Below are 15,563 nucleotides of genomic sequence, written 5' to 3'. Positions count from 1 at the left end.
GTGACCGCCTCCGACGCTCGTGCCCTCGCGACCCGCCTCGCGACGCTCGATCCGGATGCCCTCGCGTCCCTTTTCGACGCCCGGCACGTCGCCCCTCACTCGTCCTGGACCGACTTCTTCGACGCGGCCGACGGGCTCCTCGACCCGGCTCAGCTGCACCGCGCTCTTGCCGATGTCTCCGATCTCGAAGCGACCGCCCTGCGTGAGGCGCTGCGGAACGGGGCGCCCGTGGACGCGTCGCTGCGCACCGCCCTCGTCGCGCGCGCGCTGACGGACGAGAACGGAACCCCTTACGACGCCGTGGCGGCAGCCCTCTCGTCAGCCACGACCGTCGACGCGCCACCGGTGGTCACGGGGAGGGGTGAATCGGATGCCGCGAGCGCCGAGCGAGCGTTCGACGCCGTCGCGTCGCTGGCCGACATCCTGCATTCCGCCGCACGCGCTCCGCTCGGGCGGATCGGCTCGGGTGCGCTCAGCGCGGGCGACCGTCGCCGCCTCGTCGATGCGGGCGCGGCCGCGGGCCCCGACGACGCCGACATCCTCGTCGGGATCGCGGACGAGGCCGGGCTCCTCGAAAGCTCGGAGCGCAGCTGGAAGGTCACCGAGACCGGCACGACGTGGCTCGGCACCCGCACGGTCGAGCGTTGGCTCGCGGTCGCGGGCCGTCTGCGTGACCGGTTGCCGTCGGCTCTCCACTCCCCCGATGGAGGGTGGCGTCCGCTGGCGCAGTGGCCGGGGGCGTATCCGTTCGACTCAGCATGGCCCGATCGGGTCCGTCGCCTGGTGGCGATGCTCGTCCAGTGGGCGATGCTCGCCCCCGACGGCACGGCGCCGACGTGGGCGGCGGGACTCGCGGACGGTGCCGATGTCGACGCCGAGGCTTTGCGCACCCTTCTGCCCCACGAGGTCGACAAGGTCTACCTCCAGAACGACCTGACCGCCATCGCGCCGGGGCCTCTCGAACCACGTCTCGATCTGCGCCTGCGCACCACCGCGCGTCGTGAATCCCGGGCCCAGGCGGCGACCTACCGGTTCACCGCGGAGACGATCGGCGCCGCGTTCGCCGCCGGTGAGACCGCGGGATCCCTCACCGGGTTCCTCACCGAGCTGTCTCTCACCGGCGTCCCGCAGCCGCTCGCCTATGAGATCGAGCGTGCCGCCACCCGCCACGGCACCTTGCGGGTGGGGCCGGATCGGCAGGGCTACGCACGCGTGTCGGGTCAGCGTGACCTGCTGGACGCGATCAACGTCGACCAGGCGCTGCGACCGCTCGGACTCATCGCCGACGGTGACGACCTCGTCACCCGCACGAGCGTCGACACCACCTTCTGGATGCTCGCCGACGCCCGCTATCCGATTCTGGCGGTGGATGCCGACGGCGCTCCCCGCTCCCTCGGCCGCCACGACGTCGCCGACGGCCCGGCACCGGAGACATCGGCATCCGAACGCTACCGTCCGCTGATCGAGACGCTGCGGGCCAGCCTGTCCGAAGACGCGGATGCCGCCTGGCTCGAACGCGAACTCGACCAGGCGGTCCGCACCCGGGCGACGATCGACATCACGGTCCGCATGCCGGACGGGTCGACGCGCGATGTGACCCTCGAAGCCGCGGGCCTCGGCGGCGGGCGCCTGCGCGGACGCGACCGCGCGGCCGACGTCGAACGCACCCTGCCGCTGTCGAGCATCGTGAGCGTCCGGCCGGTATGACCGCCGGGGCCGGTAGACTCGTCCGCTATGGCTAACGGCCCCCTCATCGTCCAGAGCGACCGCACCGTGCTGCTCGAAGTGGCTCACCCCGACGCGGAGAACGCGCGGCACGAACTCGCGATCTTCGCAGAACTCGAACGCGCCCCCGAACACATCCACACCTACCGGATCACCCGGCTCGGGCTGTGGAACGCGCGCGCCGCCGGGCATGACGCGGAGGACATGCTCGCCACCCTCGAGCGGTGGGCGAAGTTCCCGGTCCCGCCGTCCGTGTCGATCGACATCCGCGAGACCGTCGGCCGCTACGGCCGCCTCGTCATCGAGCGCGACGACGAGGGCACCCTCATCCTCCGTTCCACGGACAAGCCGGTGCTCGCCGAAATCGCGCGCAACCGTCGCATCCAGCCTCTGCTCATCGCGCACCCCACTCCGGAGACGTACGTCATCGACGCGTGGGCTCGTGGCCAGATCAAGCAGGAGCTGCTGAAGATCGGCTGGCCGGCCGAGGACCATGCCGGTTTCACGCCCGGCACGCCGCACGAGATCGAACTCCACGAAGACGGCTGGACGCTGCGCCCCTATCAGCGCAAAGCCGTCGACATCTTCACCGAAGGCGGGTCGGGTGTCGTCGTGCTCCCCTGCGGCGCGGGCAAGACACTCGTCGGCGCGGCGGCGATGGCCGACACGAAGACCACGACCCTCATCCTCGTGACCAACACCGTCAGTGCGCGCCAGTGGCGCGACGAGCTGCTCAAGCGCACCTCGCTCACCCCCGAGGAGATCGGCGAATACTCCGGCCAGTCCAAGGAGGTGAAGCCGGTCACGATCGCGACATACCAGATCCTCACGGCGAGGCGGAAGGGCGAATACGCTCACCTCGCGCTGCTCGATGCGCTCGACTGGGGACTCATCGTGTACGACGAGGTGCACCTGCTGCCCGCGCCCGTCTTCAAGCTGACCGCCGACCTGCAGGCGCGGCGCCGACTCGGTCTCACGGCGACTCTCGTGCGCGAGGACGGCCGTGAGGGCGACGTGTTCAGCCTCATCGGCCCCAAGCGCTTCGATGCACCGTGGAAGGAGATCGAGGCGCAGGGCTTCATCTCGCCCGCTGTCTGCTACGAGGTCCGCATCGACCTGCCGGCATCCGATCGACTCGAGTACGCGGCCTCCGCCGACGATGAGCGGTACCGCCTCGCGGCAACCGCGCACGCGAAGATCGACGTCGTCCGGGACCTGGTCGCCAAGCACCAGGGCGAGCAGATCCTCGTCATCGGTCAGTACCTCGACCAGATCGACATCCTGTCCGAAGAACTCGGCGCACCGAAGATCACGGGCTCCACCCCCGTGGAGGAGCGCGAAGAGCTGTTCGACGCCTTCCGGCACGCCCGCATCCCGGTCCTGGTCGTGTCGAAGGTCGCGAACTTCTCCATCGACCTGCCCGACGCGTCGGTCGCGATCCAGGTCTCTGGCTCGTTCGGGTCACGGCAGGAGGAGGCGCAGCGCCTCGGCCGCCTGCTCCGCCCGAAGTCGAACGGCCACAAGGCGAGCTTCTACACGCTCATCGCGCGCGACACGGTCGACCAGGACTTCGCTCAGAACCGCCAGCGATTCCTCGCCGAGCAGGGGTACAGCTACACCATCCTCGACGCCGACAACCTGCTCGCCGCCTAAGAGGCCTCAGTCCGACGACGAACCGGACGACCCGCCGTCGGATGCGGCGGAACCACCGGCATCCGATCCCGTCGACCCGGTCCCGCCGTCGGACAGTGGCGCGGAGTCGGGCGTCGGGGTCGCGTCGAATGACGGCGCGTACTCGCCCCACCGCGGCGCCTGGTGCGGCTGGAGCGGCGGTCCGTCGTACGGCGTCTGGTCGGCGGGCGGCTGGCCGTAGACAGGCGGCTGACCATAGACGGGCGGCTGGCCGTAGACAGGCGGCTGACCGTACACCGGCGGGTGACCCGCATACACCGGCGCCGCGTAGACGGGCTCGGGCGGCGGAGTGAGCCGCAGTGTGCGCCGACCGTCGCCGCGACGCCAGAGCCACTCGACGACGCCGACGAAGGCGCCGATCATGACGACCGACGACACCAGCCCCATCACGCTCGTCTCGGTCGCCGCGGCATCGCTCAGACCGAAGACCGAGAACCCGAACGCGGCGAGGTTGTTGACGATGTGCAGGGCGATGGCCGCCTCGAGACCGCCGGTACGCCACGTGAGCCACCCGGCGGCGACGGCGAACACACCGACGCCGACCTGGCCGGCCCAGTCGTACATGTGCCCCAGGACGAACAAGGGCACCGGCAGCAGGATCGCCCAGGCGGGGCGTTTCAGCCAGCGGCCGACCGTCTGCATGAGGTACCCGCGGAACACGTACTCCTCCGCCGCTGCCTGGAACGGGACGAGGAGGAGGACGGTGAGGAGGGATGCCACGAAGGCCGGGTTCTCCGCCGGCGCGACGACGTTGCCGCTGCCCTCTTCCGCTGGGAGCAGGAAGGACAGCGCCGAGATCACGATGTAGACGACCACGGCGACGCCCACGCACAGGAGCAGCCAGTTCCACCGGAGTCGGCCGGCGACCGAGGAGATGTGGCCCACGCGTCGGCCGTTCACCACGAAGGAAGACAGCAGGTAGATCGGCCACATCACGGCGAGCGACACGAGGACGACGGCGAGCCCGATGGGGTCGCTGACGTCGATGGTGACGAGGCGGTCCGTCAGCGCGTAGATGTCGGCGGCGGGATCGGTGACGAAGACGACGATCCCGAAGACGAGACCGATGACGGTGGTGAGGACCAGGTAGAGGACGACGCCCAACGCACCGGTCGCCAGGGGCGTCCACCAGCCGCGTCGCTGACGCGCGAACAGCAGACGGTGGAAAGCGGCACCCGGGCCGGTGGTGTCGGCGGGAAGAGCCGGCGCGGCGCGGCGAGGAACGGGAACGGGCTGCGGAACAGTCACTCCTCCATCCTGTCCCACCGCGGGACGTGATCGTACCCCTGAGCGACCCGGGATCGGAATGTCCAGCAAACCGATTGATTCCGGTGCCAGTATGGGCTCATGACCGCTGCACGCATCCTCGTCGTGGACGACGAGCCGAACATCCGGGATCTGCTCGTCACCAGTCTCCGGTTCGCAGGATACCAGGTCCGTGCCGTCGCGAACGGCGCCCAGACCATCTCGGCCGTCCTCGAAGAAGAACCCGACCTCATCATCCTCGACGTCATGCTGCCCGACATGAACGGGTTCAGCGTGACGAAGCGGCTCCGCGGCGCGGGCTACACGGCGCCCATCCTGTTCCTCACGGCGAAGGATGCCACGGAGGACAAGATCGAAGGTCTGAACTCGGGCGGCGACGATTACGTCACCAAGCCCTTCAGCCTCGACGAGATCGTGGCCCGCATCCAGGCGATCCTGCGGCGCACGATGCAGGCCGACGAGGACTCGATCATCAAGGCCGGTGAGATCACGATGGATCAGGACACGCACGACGTCCAGGTCGGCGACATCTCGATCGACCTCTCCCCGACCGAGTTCAAGCTCCTGCGCTACCTGATGCTCAACCCCAATCGCGTGCTGAGCAAGGCGCAGATCCTCGACCACGTGTGGGAGTACGACTTCAACGGGGACGCCGGCATCGTGGAGAGCTACATCTCGTACCTCCGCCGCAAGATCGACCCGCACTCCTCCGAGCCCCTCATCCAGACCAAGCGCGGCTTCGGATACATGCTGAAGGCCGACCGCACCGCCTGAACGGAGGCGCCCCCTGGGCCCGACGGCATCGCAGGATCGCGTCACGCGATGGTGGCGCGGCCTCAGCCTGCGCACCAAGGTCACCGGCGTGACGGTCAGCATCCTCGCGTTCGGCATGATCGCCGCGGGTGTGGGCACCATGATCTTCCTGCGCAACGCGCAGCTGTCCGCCGTCGACCAGTCGCTGACGCAGACGGTCACGACCGACATCGCGAGCAACCTGATGAACGTCACGCTGGACGACGGCGAGGCGACCTTCACCCCGATCGCAGCAGCACCGACGGACTTCTCGGTCGCGGTGTACAGCGGCAAGGGAAAGGGCGAGCGCCTGGCGGTCGCCGGAGGCGACGGCTCACTGGCGCCACCCGCCTTCCCGGACACGTTCTCGCTGGATCAGACCGTCCTCGACGGCACGACGCCGTTCGACCTCACGTCGGCGGACGGTACCGTCCGCTATCGGGCCAGTGTGGACACTCTGCCGATCCCGGGGTCTCGTGAGTACTACACGCAACTCGTCGCCCTGCCCCTCAACGACGTCAACCGCACGGTCGCGAACTACATCGGCATCTACACGGCGCTGGCTCTCTTCACGATCATCTGCAGCGCGATCCTCACCCGTGGGCTCGTGACCCTCGCGTTCCGCGGACTGGGCCAGGTCGAGTCCACCGCCATGACGATCGCTCGAGGCGACTTCAGCCAGCGCATGAGCGACATCGCCCCCGGCACCGAGGTCGGACGCCTGAAGACGGCGATCAACGTCATGCTCGAACGCATCGACGAGGCGCTCGGCGAGCGCGACTCGACGGTCGACCGGATGCGCCGGTTCATCGGCGACGCGAGTCACGAGCTCCGCACACCGCTCGTCACGGTGCGCGGTTACGCCGAGCTGTACCGCATGGGTGCGATCCAGGATCCCGAGCAGACTGCCCAGGCCATGGAACGCATCGAGAAAGAGGCGATCCGCATGGGCGCGCTCGTCGAGGATCTCCTCGCCCTCGCGCGTCTCGACGAGCAGCGCGACATCGCGGTCGTCCCCGTGGACCTCCGCCCGATCGCACGGGATGCCGCTCTCGACGCCCGCGCCGCGTCCCCCGACCGTGAGGTCACCTTCACGGGGCAGACCCCGACATCGGCCATCCCGCTCGCCGTGTTCACGACGCAGGAACCCGCTCCGAAGCGCCGCAACGGCGCGATCGCCGGAGCCGGGCGTCTGCTGCGCCGTCGTCCCCGGACGGATGCCGCGACTCCGGCCCTGGAGACGGAGCCGATCAGGCTCCCCGCACCGCAGATGGTGCTGCCGATCGTCCTCGGCGACGAGAACCGCGTCCGCCAGGTGGTCGCGAACCTGCTCGGCAACGCGCGCCGCTACACCCCCTCAGGCTCCCCCATCGAGTTGTCGGTGGGCGCGGACATCGACTCCGGACGCGGGTGGATCTCGGTGGCCGACCACGGCGAGGGCGTGCCCGAGCAGATCCGCAGCAAGATCTTCCAGCGATTCTGGCGCGCCGACTCGTCCCGCACCCGCGAGACGGGCGGCTCCGGGCTCGGGCTGTCGATCGTCGCCTCGATCGTCGCCACGCTGCACGGCAAGATCGAGGTCACCGACACACCCGGCGGGGGCGCGACCTTCACGGTCTCCCTCCCGCTGGCCATGGATCGCGCGACCGCCGGCGAGGCCGTCGACTTGGCGACGCAGCCGCTGCCACGGGCGCCTCGCACCGAGGACTGAGCGGCCTCCTCCCCAGGACGAGGATGCCCGCCGTCCTCCCCCGGCGGCGTATCCGCACGAGGCCCGGACGACGTTGTCCCTAGCCTGGCGGCATCCCCATCGAAAGGAACCGCCATGACCGCCTTCACCGTCGACAGCGACGCCGTCCTCACCGCGACCGCCACGATCCGAGCGACCGGCGACCGGGTGCAGTCGGAGACCACCGCGATGCTCGGGCACCTGACGCAGTTGCAGGGGTCCTGGACCGGCAGCGCGTCGATCGCCTTCCAGTCCGTCGTCGAACGCTGGCGCGCCGCGCAGCGCGAGTTGGATGCCGCTCTCGCCGACATCAGCACGGCATTGGGTGCCGCGGGGCAGCAGTACGCGCAGACCGAGATGGCCGCCGCCGGCATGTTCCGTTGACGCGGACGTCCGCCCGGATACGACGAAGGGCCCCTCCCGGAGGAAGGGCCCTTCGTGCTGGCTGTCAGCGCTGGATCAGAAGTCCATGCCGCCGGTCGGGTCGCCGGCCGGAGCCGCCGCCTTCTCGGGCTTGTCGGCCACGACTGCCTCAGTGGTGAGGAACAGGCCGGCGATCGACGCAGCGTTCTGCAGCGCCGAGCGGGTGACCTTGGCCGGGTCGATGATGCCCGCGGCGAACATGTCGACGTACTCGCCGGTCGCGGCGTTCAGGCCCTGGCCAGCGGGGAGCTCGGCGACCTTGTTCGACACGACACCGGGCTCGAGACCGGCGTTCAGGGCGATCTGCTTCAGCGGCGCCTGGATGGCGACCTTGACGATGTTCGCACCGGTCGCCTCGTCACCGACGAGCTCCAGCTTGGCGAATGCCTTCTCACCGGCCTGGATGAGGGCGACGCCACCACCGGGGACGATGCCCTCCTCGACGGCTGCCTTCGCGTTGCGGACGGCGTCCTCGATGCGGTGCTTGCGCTCCTTGAGCTCGACCTCGGTCGCGGCTCCCGCCTTGATGACGGCGACGCCACCGGCGAGCTTCGCGAGGCGCTCCTGGAGCTTCTCGCGGTCGTAGTCGCTGTCGGTGTTGTCGATCTCGCGGCGGATCTGGGTCACGCGACCCTCGATCTGCGACGCGTCTCCGGCGCCCTCGACGATGGTGGTCTCGTCCTTGGTGATGATGACCTTGCGAGCGCGGCCGAGCAGGTCGAGGGTGGCGTTCTCGAGCTTGAGACCGACCTCCTCGGTGATGACCTGGCCGCCCGTGAGGATCGCGATGTCCTGCAGCTGAGCCTTGCGGCGGTCGCCGAAGCCGGGAGCCTTGACGGCAGCCGACTTGAAGATGCCGCGGATCTTGTTGAGCACGAGCGTCGCGAGAGCCTCGCCCTCGACGTCCTCGGCGATGATGAGGAGCTCCTTGCCCTCCTGGATCACCTTGTCGACGACGGGCAGAAGGTCCTTGATGTTCGAGATCTTCTGGTTCGCGATGAGGATGTAAGGGTCCTCGAAGACGGCTTCCTGACGGTCGGCGTCGGTGACGAAGTAGGGGTTGATGTAGCCCTTGTCGAAGCGCATGCCCTCGGTGAGCTCGAGCTCGGTGCCGAAGGTGTTGGACTCCTCGACCGTGACGACGCCTTCCTTGCCCACCTTGTCGATGGCCTCGGCGATCAGCGCGCCGATCTCGGGGTCGGCAGCCGAAATGGATGCCGTCGCCGCGATCTGGTCCTTGGTCTCGATCTCCTTCGCGCCGGCGAGCAGCTCGTCGGAGAGAGCCTTGACGGCCTTCTCGATGCCCTTCTTGAGCGAGATGGGGTCGGCACCGGCTGCGACGTTGCGCAGGCCTTCGCGCACGAGCGCCTGGGCGAGGACCGTAGCGGTCGTCGTGCCGTCACCGGCGACGTCGTCGGTCTTCTTGGCGACCTCCTTGACGAGCTCCGCGCCGATCTTCTCGTACGGGTCGTCGAGCTCGATCTCCTTGGCGATCGACACGCCGTCGTTCGTGATCGTGGGGGCGCCCCACTTCTTCTCGAGCACGACGTTGCGGCCACGGGGGCCGAGCGTCACCTTGACGGCGTCGGCCAGGGTGTTGAGGCCGCGCTCGAGGCCGCGGCGGGCCTCCTCGTCGAAAGCGATGATCTTTGCCATAAGTGTGTCGTCCCTCCCGGACGTGAGGTTCAGTACCGTGCCCCCAGGGGCTGGGAGCGGGATCGTTCTGGCACTCAGGATGAGTGAGTGCTAAATCATTCTGGCACTCGACCATAGGGAGTGCAAGCCGCGCGGGAGGCGTGGCGGCTCGCGGAACGACGAGGTCACGACGTGCGTGACGACGGCCGTGACGTCGGCCGGGACAGGTCCCGTCAGGCGACGACGCGGACGGACTCGGCCTGCGGGCCCTTCTGGCCACTGCCGACGGTGAATTCGACGGCCTGGCCCTCTTCGAGGACGCGGAAGCCGGACATGTCGATGTTGGAGTAGTGGACGAAGACGTCCTGTCCGTCACCGAGGGTGATGAAGCCGAAGCCCTTCTCGGCGTTGAACCATTTGACGGTTCCCTGGGTCATGCGAATCTCCTGAAGCTGTGGGACACCGAAATGCTAGCCACGCGGTCAGGCTGGAATCCGCGGTTCCGGGCTTTGTTGACACCCGTGCACCGAAGTGTTTACGACGGCGAAACACGCCGCGCCGACGCGGGTCACTCAGAGCCGAAGTCGAGCCCGACGACGATCACGAGCTGCGGCCGGCTCGTGCCACCCGCATCCGTCGTCTCCGGGGGCGCCACGACCTGGTATGTGTCGTCGAGGGCGACGTCCGCGCCGCCGATGGCGTCCGCGAGCCCTCGTGCGGCCGCCTCGTCGTCCGCCTTGCCGTAGTAGACCGTCGTCGTCGGGAAGTCGTTCGAGCTCGCGTTGCTCGCCTCGACGTCGGCCGCAGCCCATCCCGCCGCGATGACGTCGTCGCGAACCTTGGCCCCGAGCCCGTTCTCCTTCGTCGCATTGAGCACGAGGACCTGGTACGACGTGTCGACTCGCGGGGCGACGACACCGGCTCCGCGCGTGGCGGCCGGCGCCGGCGCGGCCTCGAGCCGACCGGTGGCGTACAGGGTGCCGAACACACCAGCGGCGACGATCGCCACGGTCGCCACGATGGACCACAGGACGATGACTCCCACGCGCAGACGCGGGGCCTCGGCGCGGTGCGCGCCCACGCGAGCGGAACGGGCGGGGAGGTCGTCGAAGCGATCCGTGGTGGCGGACCGGCCCTGCGAGGCGGAAGGTTCCGTCGGGGCGGGCTGCTCTGGCTCGATCGGGGAAGTCGGAGACGGCACCCGAGGATCCTACCGGGCCGAGGCCGGGAGGATCCTGGCGCGGTTGCGCCGCTCGCGCTCCTGCGCGGCCTGGAGACGCTGGAGCCGGTGAACGAGCACCGGATCGTGGGCGACGGCATCCGCCGAATCGAGGATGCGGCCGAGGAGCTGGTAGTACCGCGCGGGCGTCAGCGACAGTTCGGCTCGGAGTGCCTCCTCCTTCGCACCCGAGTGCCCGTGCCACAGCGTCTCGAAGTCGAGGATGGCGCGGTCGCGGTCGGAAAGGGGCACTCCCCCACCGTACGACCGTCATCGAGCGACACCGCGGAACATCCGGGCGGTTCGTCCGGTTGAATAGGACGAGGGAAGGAAGAACACATGAGCTATCGCGTGGAGAAGACCGACGAGCAGTGGCGTGAGGAGCTCACCCCTGAGCAGTACGCCGTCCTGCGGCAGGCAGGAACCGAGCGGGCGTGGACCGGCGAACTCCTCGACGAGGATCGCGCGGGGTTCTACACCTGCGCTGCCTGCGGGTCGGAGCTGTTCCAGAGCGGCACGAAGTTCGATTCGCACTGCGGCTGGCCGAGCTTCTACGAGTCGGTCCGTCCTGAGGCCGTCGAACTGATCGAGGACAACAGCCACGGCATGGTGCGCACCGAGGTGCGTTGCGCCAACTGCGGTTCGCACCTGGGGCACGTGTTCCCCGACGGATTCGGCACCCCCACGGGCGACCGCTACTGCATGAACTCGCTGTCGCTCTCGTTCACCCCGAAGGGCGACGAGTCCTGATCGACCGCGGCGCTCAGCGCCGCACGCGCCAGAAGGCCGCGACGGACACCGACGCGAGGCCGATCACGACCGTGATCGCTTCGACGAGGAGTCCGGGGCCCGCCGGCGCAGGCCACACGGCGTCGAGGGCCAGCGAGGAGACGAGCTGGCCCGAGACCGCCGCCAGGCCGAACAGCAGCACGCCGGTCCGAGCGACGATTGCGGCGGACATCACGATGTAGGTGACGCCCAGGACGCCTCCGAGGTAGAGCCACGGCTCCCCCGGGGGCGTCGCGGGCGGTCCGCTGACGACCGTGACGACGACAGCGAGCACCGTGAGGATGACGGTGCCGACGATGAAGTTGACGAGCGTGGCCGTCAGGGGCGTCCCGACGCGGGCGCGCAGCCGACCGTTGGTGGCCTGCTGCCATGCGAGGCCGACGCCGACGAACACCGGCAGGATCACCATCCACACCGGGACTCCCGCCAGACCGTCCCCGGCTATCAGCACGACGGCCACGGCTGCCAGCGCGAGCGCTCCGCCGACCAACCGCGGCACCGTGACCGCCACGACGCCCCCGGGGCCGAATCCGATCCGGTCGAACAGGAGCCCGCCCACGGTCTGCCCGGCCACGATCCCCACGGTGAACAGCGACACCCCGACGATGCCGACGGCGAAGCTCTGCGTACCGACGGTGAACGCGCCGGCTGCGCCGCCTACCAGCATCCACCAGGGAATCGTGTGATCGCGGATGCCGCGGGCCAGAGTGGTCGCGCCTCGCCGGCCGGCGGGCGTCAGAACGCTGATGAGCGCGATCAGGAGCAGTCCGCTCGCGAATGAGACGACGGCCGCGGCCATCGCGTGCTCGAGGCGTAGGCCGAGCTGCCCGTTGATGCGGGCCTGGACGGCGGTGAGAACGCCGACGGACACCGCCGCCAGGAGGGCGGGGCCGACGGATGCCGGGGCTGAAGGAGTCGCAGTCGTCACGCGGCTCGGCTCAGCCGAACAGCGCGGCGGCTTCTTCGTACCGGTGCAGGGGAACGGTGTGGAGCGATCCGAGCGCCTCGGCGAAGGGGACGCGGACGATCTCGGTGCCCTGCATGGCGACCATCTGACCCCAGGCGCCGTCGACGATGGCGTCGGCGGCGTGCAGGCCGAGACGAGTCGCGAGCACGCGGTCGAAGCCCGAGGGCGATCCGCCGCGCTGGATGTGGCCGAGAACCGTCGAGCGAGTCTCGATGCCCGTGATGCGTTCGATCTCGGGCGCGAGGATCTCGCCGATGCCGCCGAGACGGGGGCGGTTGAAGGCGTCGAGACCCTTGTCGCTGAAGGCCTCCTCCATGCCGGTGAGCTTGAAGCCCTCGGAGACGACGACGAGAGGTGCGCGACCGCGGTCGTGCGCCTTGGTGACCTGCTCGGCGATGTCGTCGATCGACATCGGCACCTCGGGGATGCAGATGACGTGGGCTCCCGATGCGATGCCCGAATGCAGGGCGATCCACCCGACGTGGCGCCCCATGACCTCGGCGACCATGCAGCGCTGGTGCGAGTCGCCCGTGGTGCGCAGCCGGTCCATCGCCTCGGTGGCGATGTTCACCGCGGTGTCGAACCCGAACGAGTAATCGGTCGCGTGAAGATCGTTGTCGATCGTCTTGGGCACGCCGAGGACGTTGATGCCGTCCTTGTGGAGCCGGTCGGCCGCAGCGAGCGTACCCTCGCCGCCGATCGCGACGATGCCGTCGAGGCGGTGCCCGTACATCGTCTTGGAGATGTTCTCGGCGCCGCCGCGCGGCCCCTCGTAGGGGTTGGTGCGGCTCGTCCCGAGGATCGTGCCGCCGACCTTCGACAGCCCCTTCACCTCGTGACGGGTCAGGGGGAAGAAGTCACCGTCGACCACGCCGCGCCACCCGTCGCGGATGCCCACGAACTCGATGTCGTAGGTGGTCGTGCCCTTCAGCACGATGCCCCGGATGACCGCGTTGAGTCCGGGACAGTCGCCGCCGCTCGTGAGGATACCGATCTTCATGGGTGGTCCTTAGGTGATTTCGGGTTGATGCTCGGGGGCGACGCTGCCTCCACGACACTAGCGTCGCGGCGGCATCCCCTGCCAGCGGAGCGGCGTCAGGCGGCGCCGAGGGCCTGCCGGAGCAGATGCATCAGGGCCGACAGCTGCACGGAGTCACTCGAGGTCGGGTCGACCGCATCCCCGTCGAGGGCGCGCTGCGCGAGCCCCTCCTTGCTGTCGATGAGCTCGGCGATCTTGGTGTCGATCGTGTGCGCGGCGATGATGCGCCATGCGGTGACCGGCTCGTCCTGACCGATGCGGTGCACGCGGTCGATCGCCTGGGTCTGCTCCGCCGCGGTCCAGCTGAGCTCGGCGAGGACGACGTTCGAGGCCGCCTGCAGGTTCAGGCCGACACCGGCCGCGGTCAGCGAGCAGACCGCGATCGCGACGTCCGGCTCGCCGTTGAAGGCGTCGATCGCCTGCTGGCGGACGGGCGTCGTCTGGTCGCCGCGGATCGAGACGGTCCGGAGCCCCGCCGACGCGAAGTGCGCCTCCGCGGCATCCATCACGTCGATGTGCTTCGCGAAGAACACGACCTTGCCGACCGACCGCTGCAGCTGCACGGCGTAGTCGGCGGCCAGCTGCGCCTTCGCCTGACCGATGCGGCGGACCATCGTGAAGACGTTCTCGGAGCCGCTGCCTGCGGCCTTGGCCTCTTCGAGCTCGCCGTGAGCGACGAGACGCACGATGTCCTCGTCGGCCTCGCCGCGGACGACGCGGTCGCCGCGGGCCTCGATGATCCGGCGGTACTTCGCCGCCAGGCGTTCGCCGAGCTCACGCTCGGCGGCGCGGATGGAGCGACCGTACTCGTCGTCCAGCTCGACGGGGAGGTCGGCGACGAGCTTGTCGGGCAGGTCGGCGGCGACGTCCTTCTTCTTGCGACGAACGATGCCCATCGAGATCACGGCGGAGCGCGCCTCAGGGTAGAACGCCTTGTCGGCGGGGGTGAGCCCCGTCTCGTCGAGCCGCGCCATGAGCTCGGGCCCGGGCTTCTCGCCGTTCGTCCAGCCGAGGAAGCGCCAGATGGCGTCGAAGTCCTCGACGTCGTTGATGAGCGGGGTTCCGGTGAGAGCCAGCAGAAGGGGATCGCGCACCTGCTCGCGGATGCGCGAGGCGAGGGCGAGCACGTTCCGCGAGCGCTGCGAGGTCAGGTTCTTGATGAAGTGCGCCTCGTCGACGACCATGCCCTTCAGCCCGATGGAGCCGAGCCAGGCGAGGTGACGATCCAGGATCTCGTAGTTGACGATGAAGACGTCCGCGAAGGCGTCCATCGTCTCTCCGTCGCCCAGGATGACCGTGGCGCGGCGCTGCGGCGTCCACCGCTCGACCTCGCGGGCCCAGTTCATCTTCACGACGTTGGGCACGACGACCAGGAGCGGGTAGGCGTCGGCGACGGATGCCGCGAGCACCGACTGCGCCGTCTTGCCGAGACCCGGCTCATCGGCGAGCAGGAAGCTGCGGTGCCCGGCACGGACGGATTCGAGGAACCTCGACTGGTGGGGCATGACGTCGAGGCCCTTGGGCGAGAGTCGATCGAACTCGGGCACGGGCGGAAGCTCCATCGAGGCTGCTCCGCCGCCGGCGCCGGTCTCGAATGCCTTGTACAGAGGGCCCATGAGTTCCCAGCCGTCGAGGCGACGACGCGGCGTCGGTCCGGCATCGCGCAGCGCGGCGTCAGGAGCGAGGAAGGGGTTCGACTCCTTGCGCGCCTCGATCTGCGGCGGCACGACCTGGCGGTCGGCGACGCCTTCGGGAACGACGGGAGCCTGTGCGGGCTTCGCGTCGGTGATGATCAGCTCGTCTTCGGGGAGGTCGGCGCCGGACTCGATGAGCCAGTCGCGCCGCATGCGTCGGGCGACCGGCGACGTCGCCTGATCGACCTCGAGCAGCTGGATGAGCGAGGTGTCGCGGGCGGCGGTCTTGGCGAGGATGGTCGCGACGCCGTCGAGCCGCTTCAGCAACTCGGCCCGGGCACCGTCAGCGATGTCGGTCGCTGCCTTGACGCGCGCACGCTCCTCGCGGACGAGGAAGGCGATGACCTGGAACTTGACCCGGTTGGTGGGCCCCAGCTTTCCGCGCTGCGCCTTGGCTTCGACCTCGCGGACCTTGCGGGCGAGGATCGGGATGAGGGGTGCTTCGTCGTCTCGACGCGACGATGAGCCCCGACGACGCCGAGCGGCGGTCTTGGGGGCGGTGGCTGCCGTGGTCGGCATGCTCCTCCTGAGCGTGACACCGGCGGATGCCGGCGATGGCCGTCGATGACGACGGTCTTACGGGACCGCGACGG

Annotated in this window: 14 protein-coding genes; 6 read left to right on the top strand and 8 right to left on the bottom strand. The window is 69.3% G+C overall.

Annotation, left to right across the window (positions count from 1 at the left end):
• Together BBA86_RS02045 and BBA86_RS02040 are read left to right on the top strand one after the other, a co-directional pair.
• Positions 1-1,707, top strand: a complete 1,707-nt coding sequence (locus BBA86_RS02045; RefSeq protein WP_065570026.1) for a helicase-associated domain-containing protein — start codon at positions 1-3, stop codon at positions 1,705-1,707.
• Positions 1,708-1,734: 27 nt separating this feature from the next.
• Positions 1,735-3,378 (top strand): DNA repair helicase XPB, encoded by a 1,644-nt coding sequence (locus BBA86_RS02040; RefSeq protein WP_065570025.1) that lies wholly within the window; start codon positions 1,735-1,737, stop codon positions 3,376-3,378.
• 6 nt (positions 3,379-3,384) lie between these two features.
• Here BBA86_RS02040 and BBA86_RS02035 read toward each other — a convergent pair whose 3' ends face one another.
• Positions 3,385-4,665, bottom strand: a complete 1,281-nt coding sequence (locus tag BBA86_RS02035) for a CPBP family intramembrane glutamic endopeptidase (protein ID WP_065570024.1) — start codon at positions 4,663-4,665, stop codon at positions 3,385-3,387.
• Positions 4,666-4,764: 99 nt separating this feature from the next.
• Between BBA86_RS02035 and BBA86_RS02030 the strand changes: the two genes are divergently transcribed.
• From BBA86_RS02030 to BBA86_RS02020, 3 genes are all read left to right on the top strand, one after another.
• Positions 4,765-5,457: a response regulator transcription factor gene (locus tag BBA86_RS02030; RefSeq protein ID WP_065570023.1), complete on the top strand. Its 693-nt coding sequence runs from the start codon at positions 4,765-4,767 to the stop codon at positions 5,455-5,457.
• 88 nt (positions 5,458-5,545) lie between these two features.
• The gene (locus tag BBA86_RS02025) at positions 5,546-7,186 is read left to right on the top strand and encodes a sensor histidine kinase (RefSeq protein WP_065570022.1); all 1,641 of its coding nucleotides are present in this window, start codon (positions 5,546-5,548) and stop codon (positions 7,184-7,186) included.
• Between the two features lie 114 nt (positions 7,187-7,300).
• On the top strand, positions 7,301-7,588 hold the full coding sequence (locus tag BBA86_RS02020; protein WP_065570021.1) for a WXG100 family type VII secretion target: 288 nt from the start codon (positions 7,301-7,303) through the stop codon (positions 7,586-7,588).
• Positions 7,589-7,663: 75 nt separating this feature from the next.
• Here BBA86_RS02020 and groL read toward each other — a convergent pair whose 3' ends face one another.
• From groL to BBA86_RS02000, 4 genes are all read right to left on the bottom strand, one after another.
• A complete protein-coding gene (groL, locus tag BBA86_RS02015) occupies positions 7,664-9,283 on the bottom strand; it encodes a chaperonin GroEL (RefSeq protein WP_065570020.1) in 1,620 nt (539 codons plus the stop codon).
• A 212-nt stretch (positions 9,284-9,495) separates the two neighbouring features.
• On the bottom strand, positions 9,496-9,699 hold the full coding sequence (locus tag BBA86_RS02010; protein ID WP_036311856.1) for a cold-shock protein: 204 nt from the start codon (positions 9,697-9,699) through the stop codon (positions 9,496-9,498).
• 131 nt (positions 9,700-9,830) lie between these two features.
• Positions 9,831-10,463, bottom strand: coding sequence for a LytR C-terminal domain-containing protein (locus BBA86_RS02005; protein WP_065570019.1), 633 nt, complete (start codon positions 10,461-10,463; stop codon positions 9,831-9,833).
• A gap of 9 nt (positions 10,464-10,472) precedes the next feature.
• The gene (locus BBA86_RS02000) at positions 10,473-10,733 is read right to left on the bottom strand and encodes a DUF3263 domain-containing protein (RefSeq protein WP_065570018.1); all 261 of its coding nucleotides are present in this window, start codon (positions 10,731-10,733) and stop codon (positions 10,473-10,475) included.
• A gap of 87 nt (positions 10,734-10,820) precedes the next feature.
• Between BBA86_RS02000 and msrB the strand changes: the two genes are divergently transcribed.
• Positions 10,821-11,231, top strand: coding sequence for a peptide-methionine (R)-S-oxide reductase MsrB (msrB, locus tag BBA86_RS01995; protein WP_065570017.1), 411 nt, complete (start codon positions 10,821-10,823; stop codon positions 11,229-11,231).
• Positions 11,232-11,244: 13 nt separating this feature from the next.
• Here msrB and BBA86_RS01990 read toward each other — a convergent pair whose 3' ends face one another.
• From BBA86_RS01990 to BBA86_RS01980, 3 genes are all read right to left on the bottom strand, one after another.
• Entirely contained in the window at positions 11,245-12,198 is a 954-nt protein-coding gene (locus BBA86_RS01990) for a DMT family transporter (protein WP_065570016.1), read from the bottom strand.
• A gap of 10 nt (positions 12,199-12,208) precedes the next feature.
• The gene (locus BBA86_RS01985) at positions 12,209-13,237 is read right to left on the bottom strand and encodes a 6-phosphofructokinase (RefSeq protein WP_065570015.1); all 1,029 of its coding nucleotides are present in this window, start codon (positions 13,235-13,237) and stop codon (positions 12,209-12,211) included.
• Between the two features lie 95 nt (positions 13,238-13,332).
• On the bottom strand, positions 13,333-15,489 hold the full coding sequence (locus tag BBA86_RS01980; RefSeq protein WP_065570014.1) for a DEAD/DEAH box helicase: 2,157 nt from the start codon (positions 15,487-15,489) through the stop codon (positions 13,333-13,335).
• Between the last annotated feature and the right edge of the window lie 74 nt (positions 15,490-15,563).

The organism is Microbacterium oleivorans, assembly GCF_001691565.1.
GTDB classification, from domain to species: Bacteria; Actinomycetota; Actinomycetes; order Actinomycetales; family Microbacteriaceae; genus Microbacterium; species Microbacterium oleivorans_B.
Note: the sequence above shows the minus strand (reverse complement) of the source record. Positions and strands in the feature narration are given on the sequence as shown.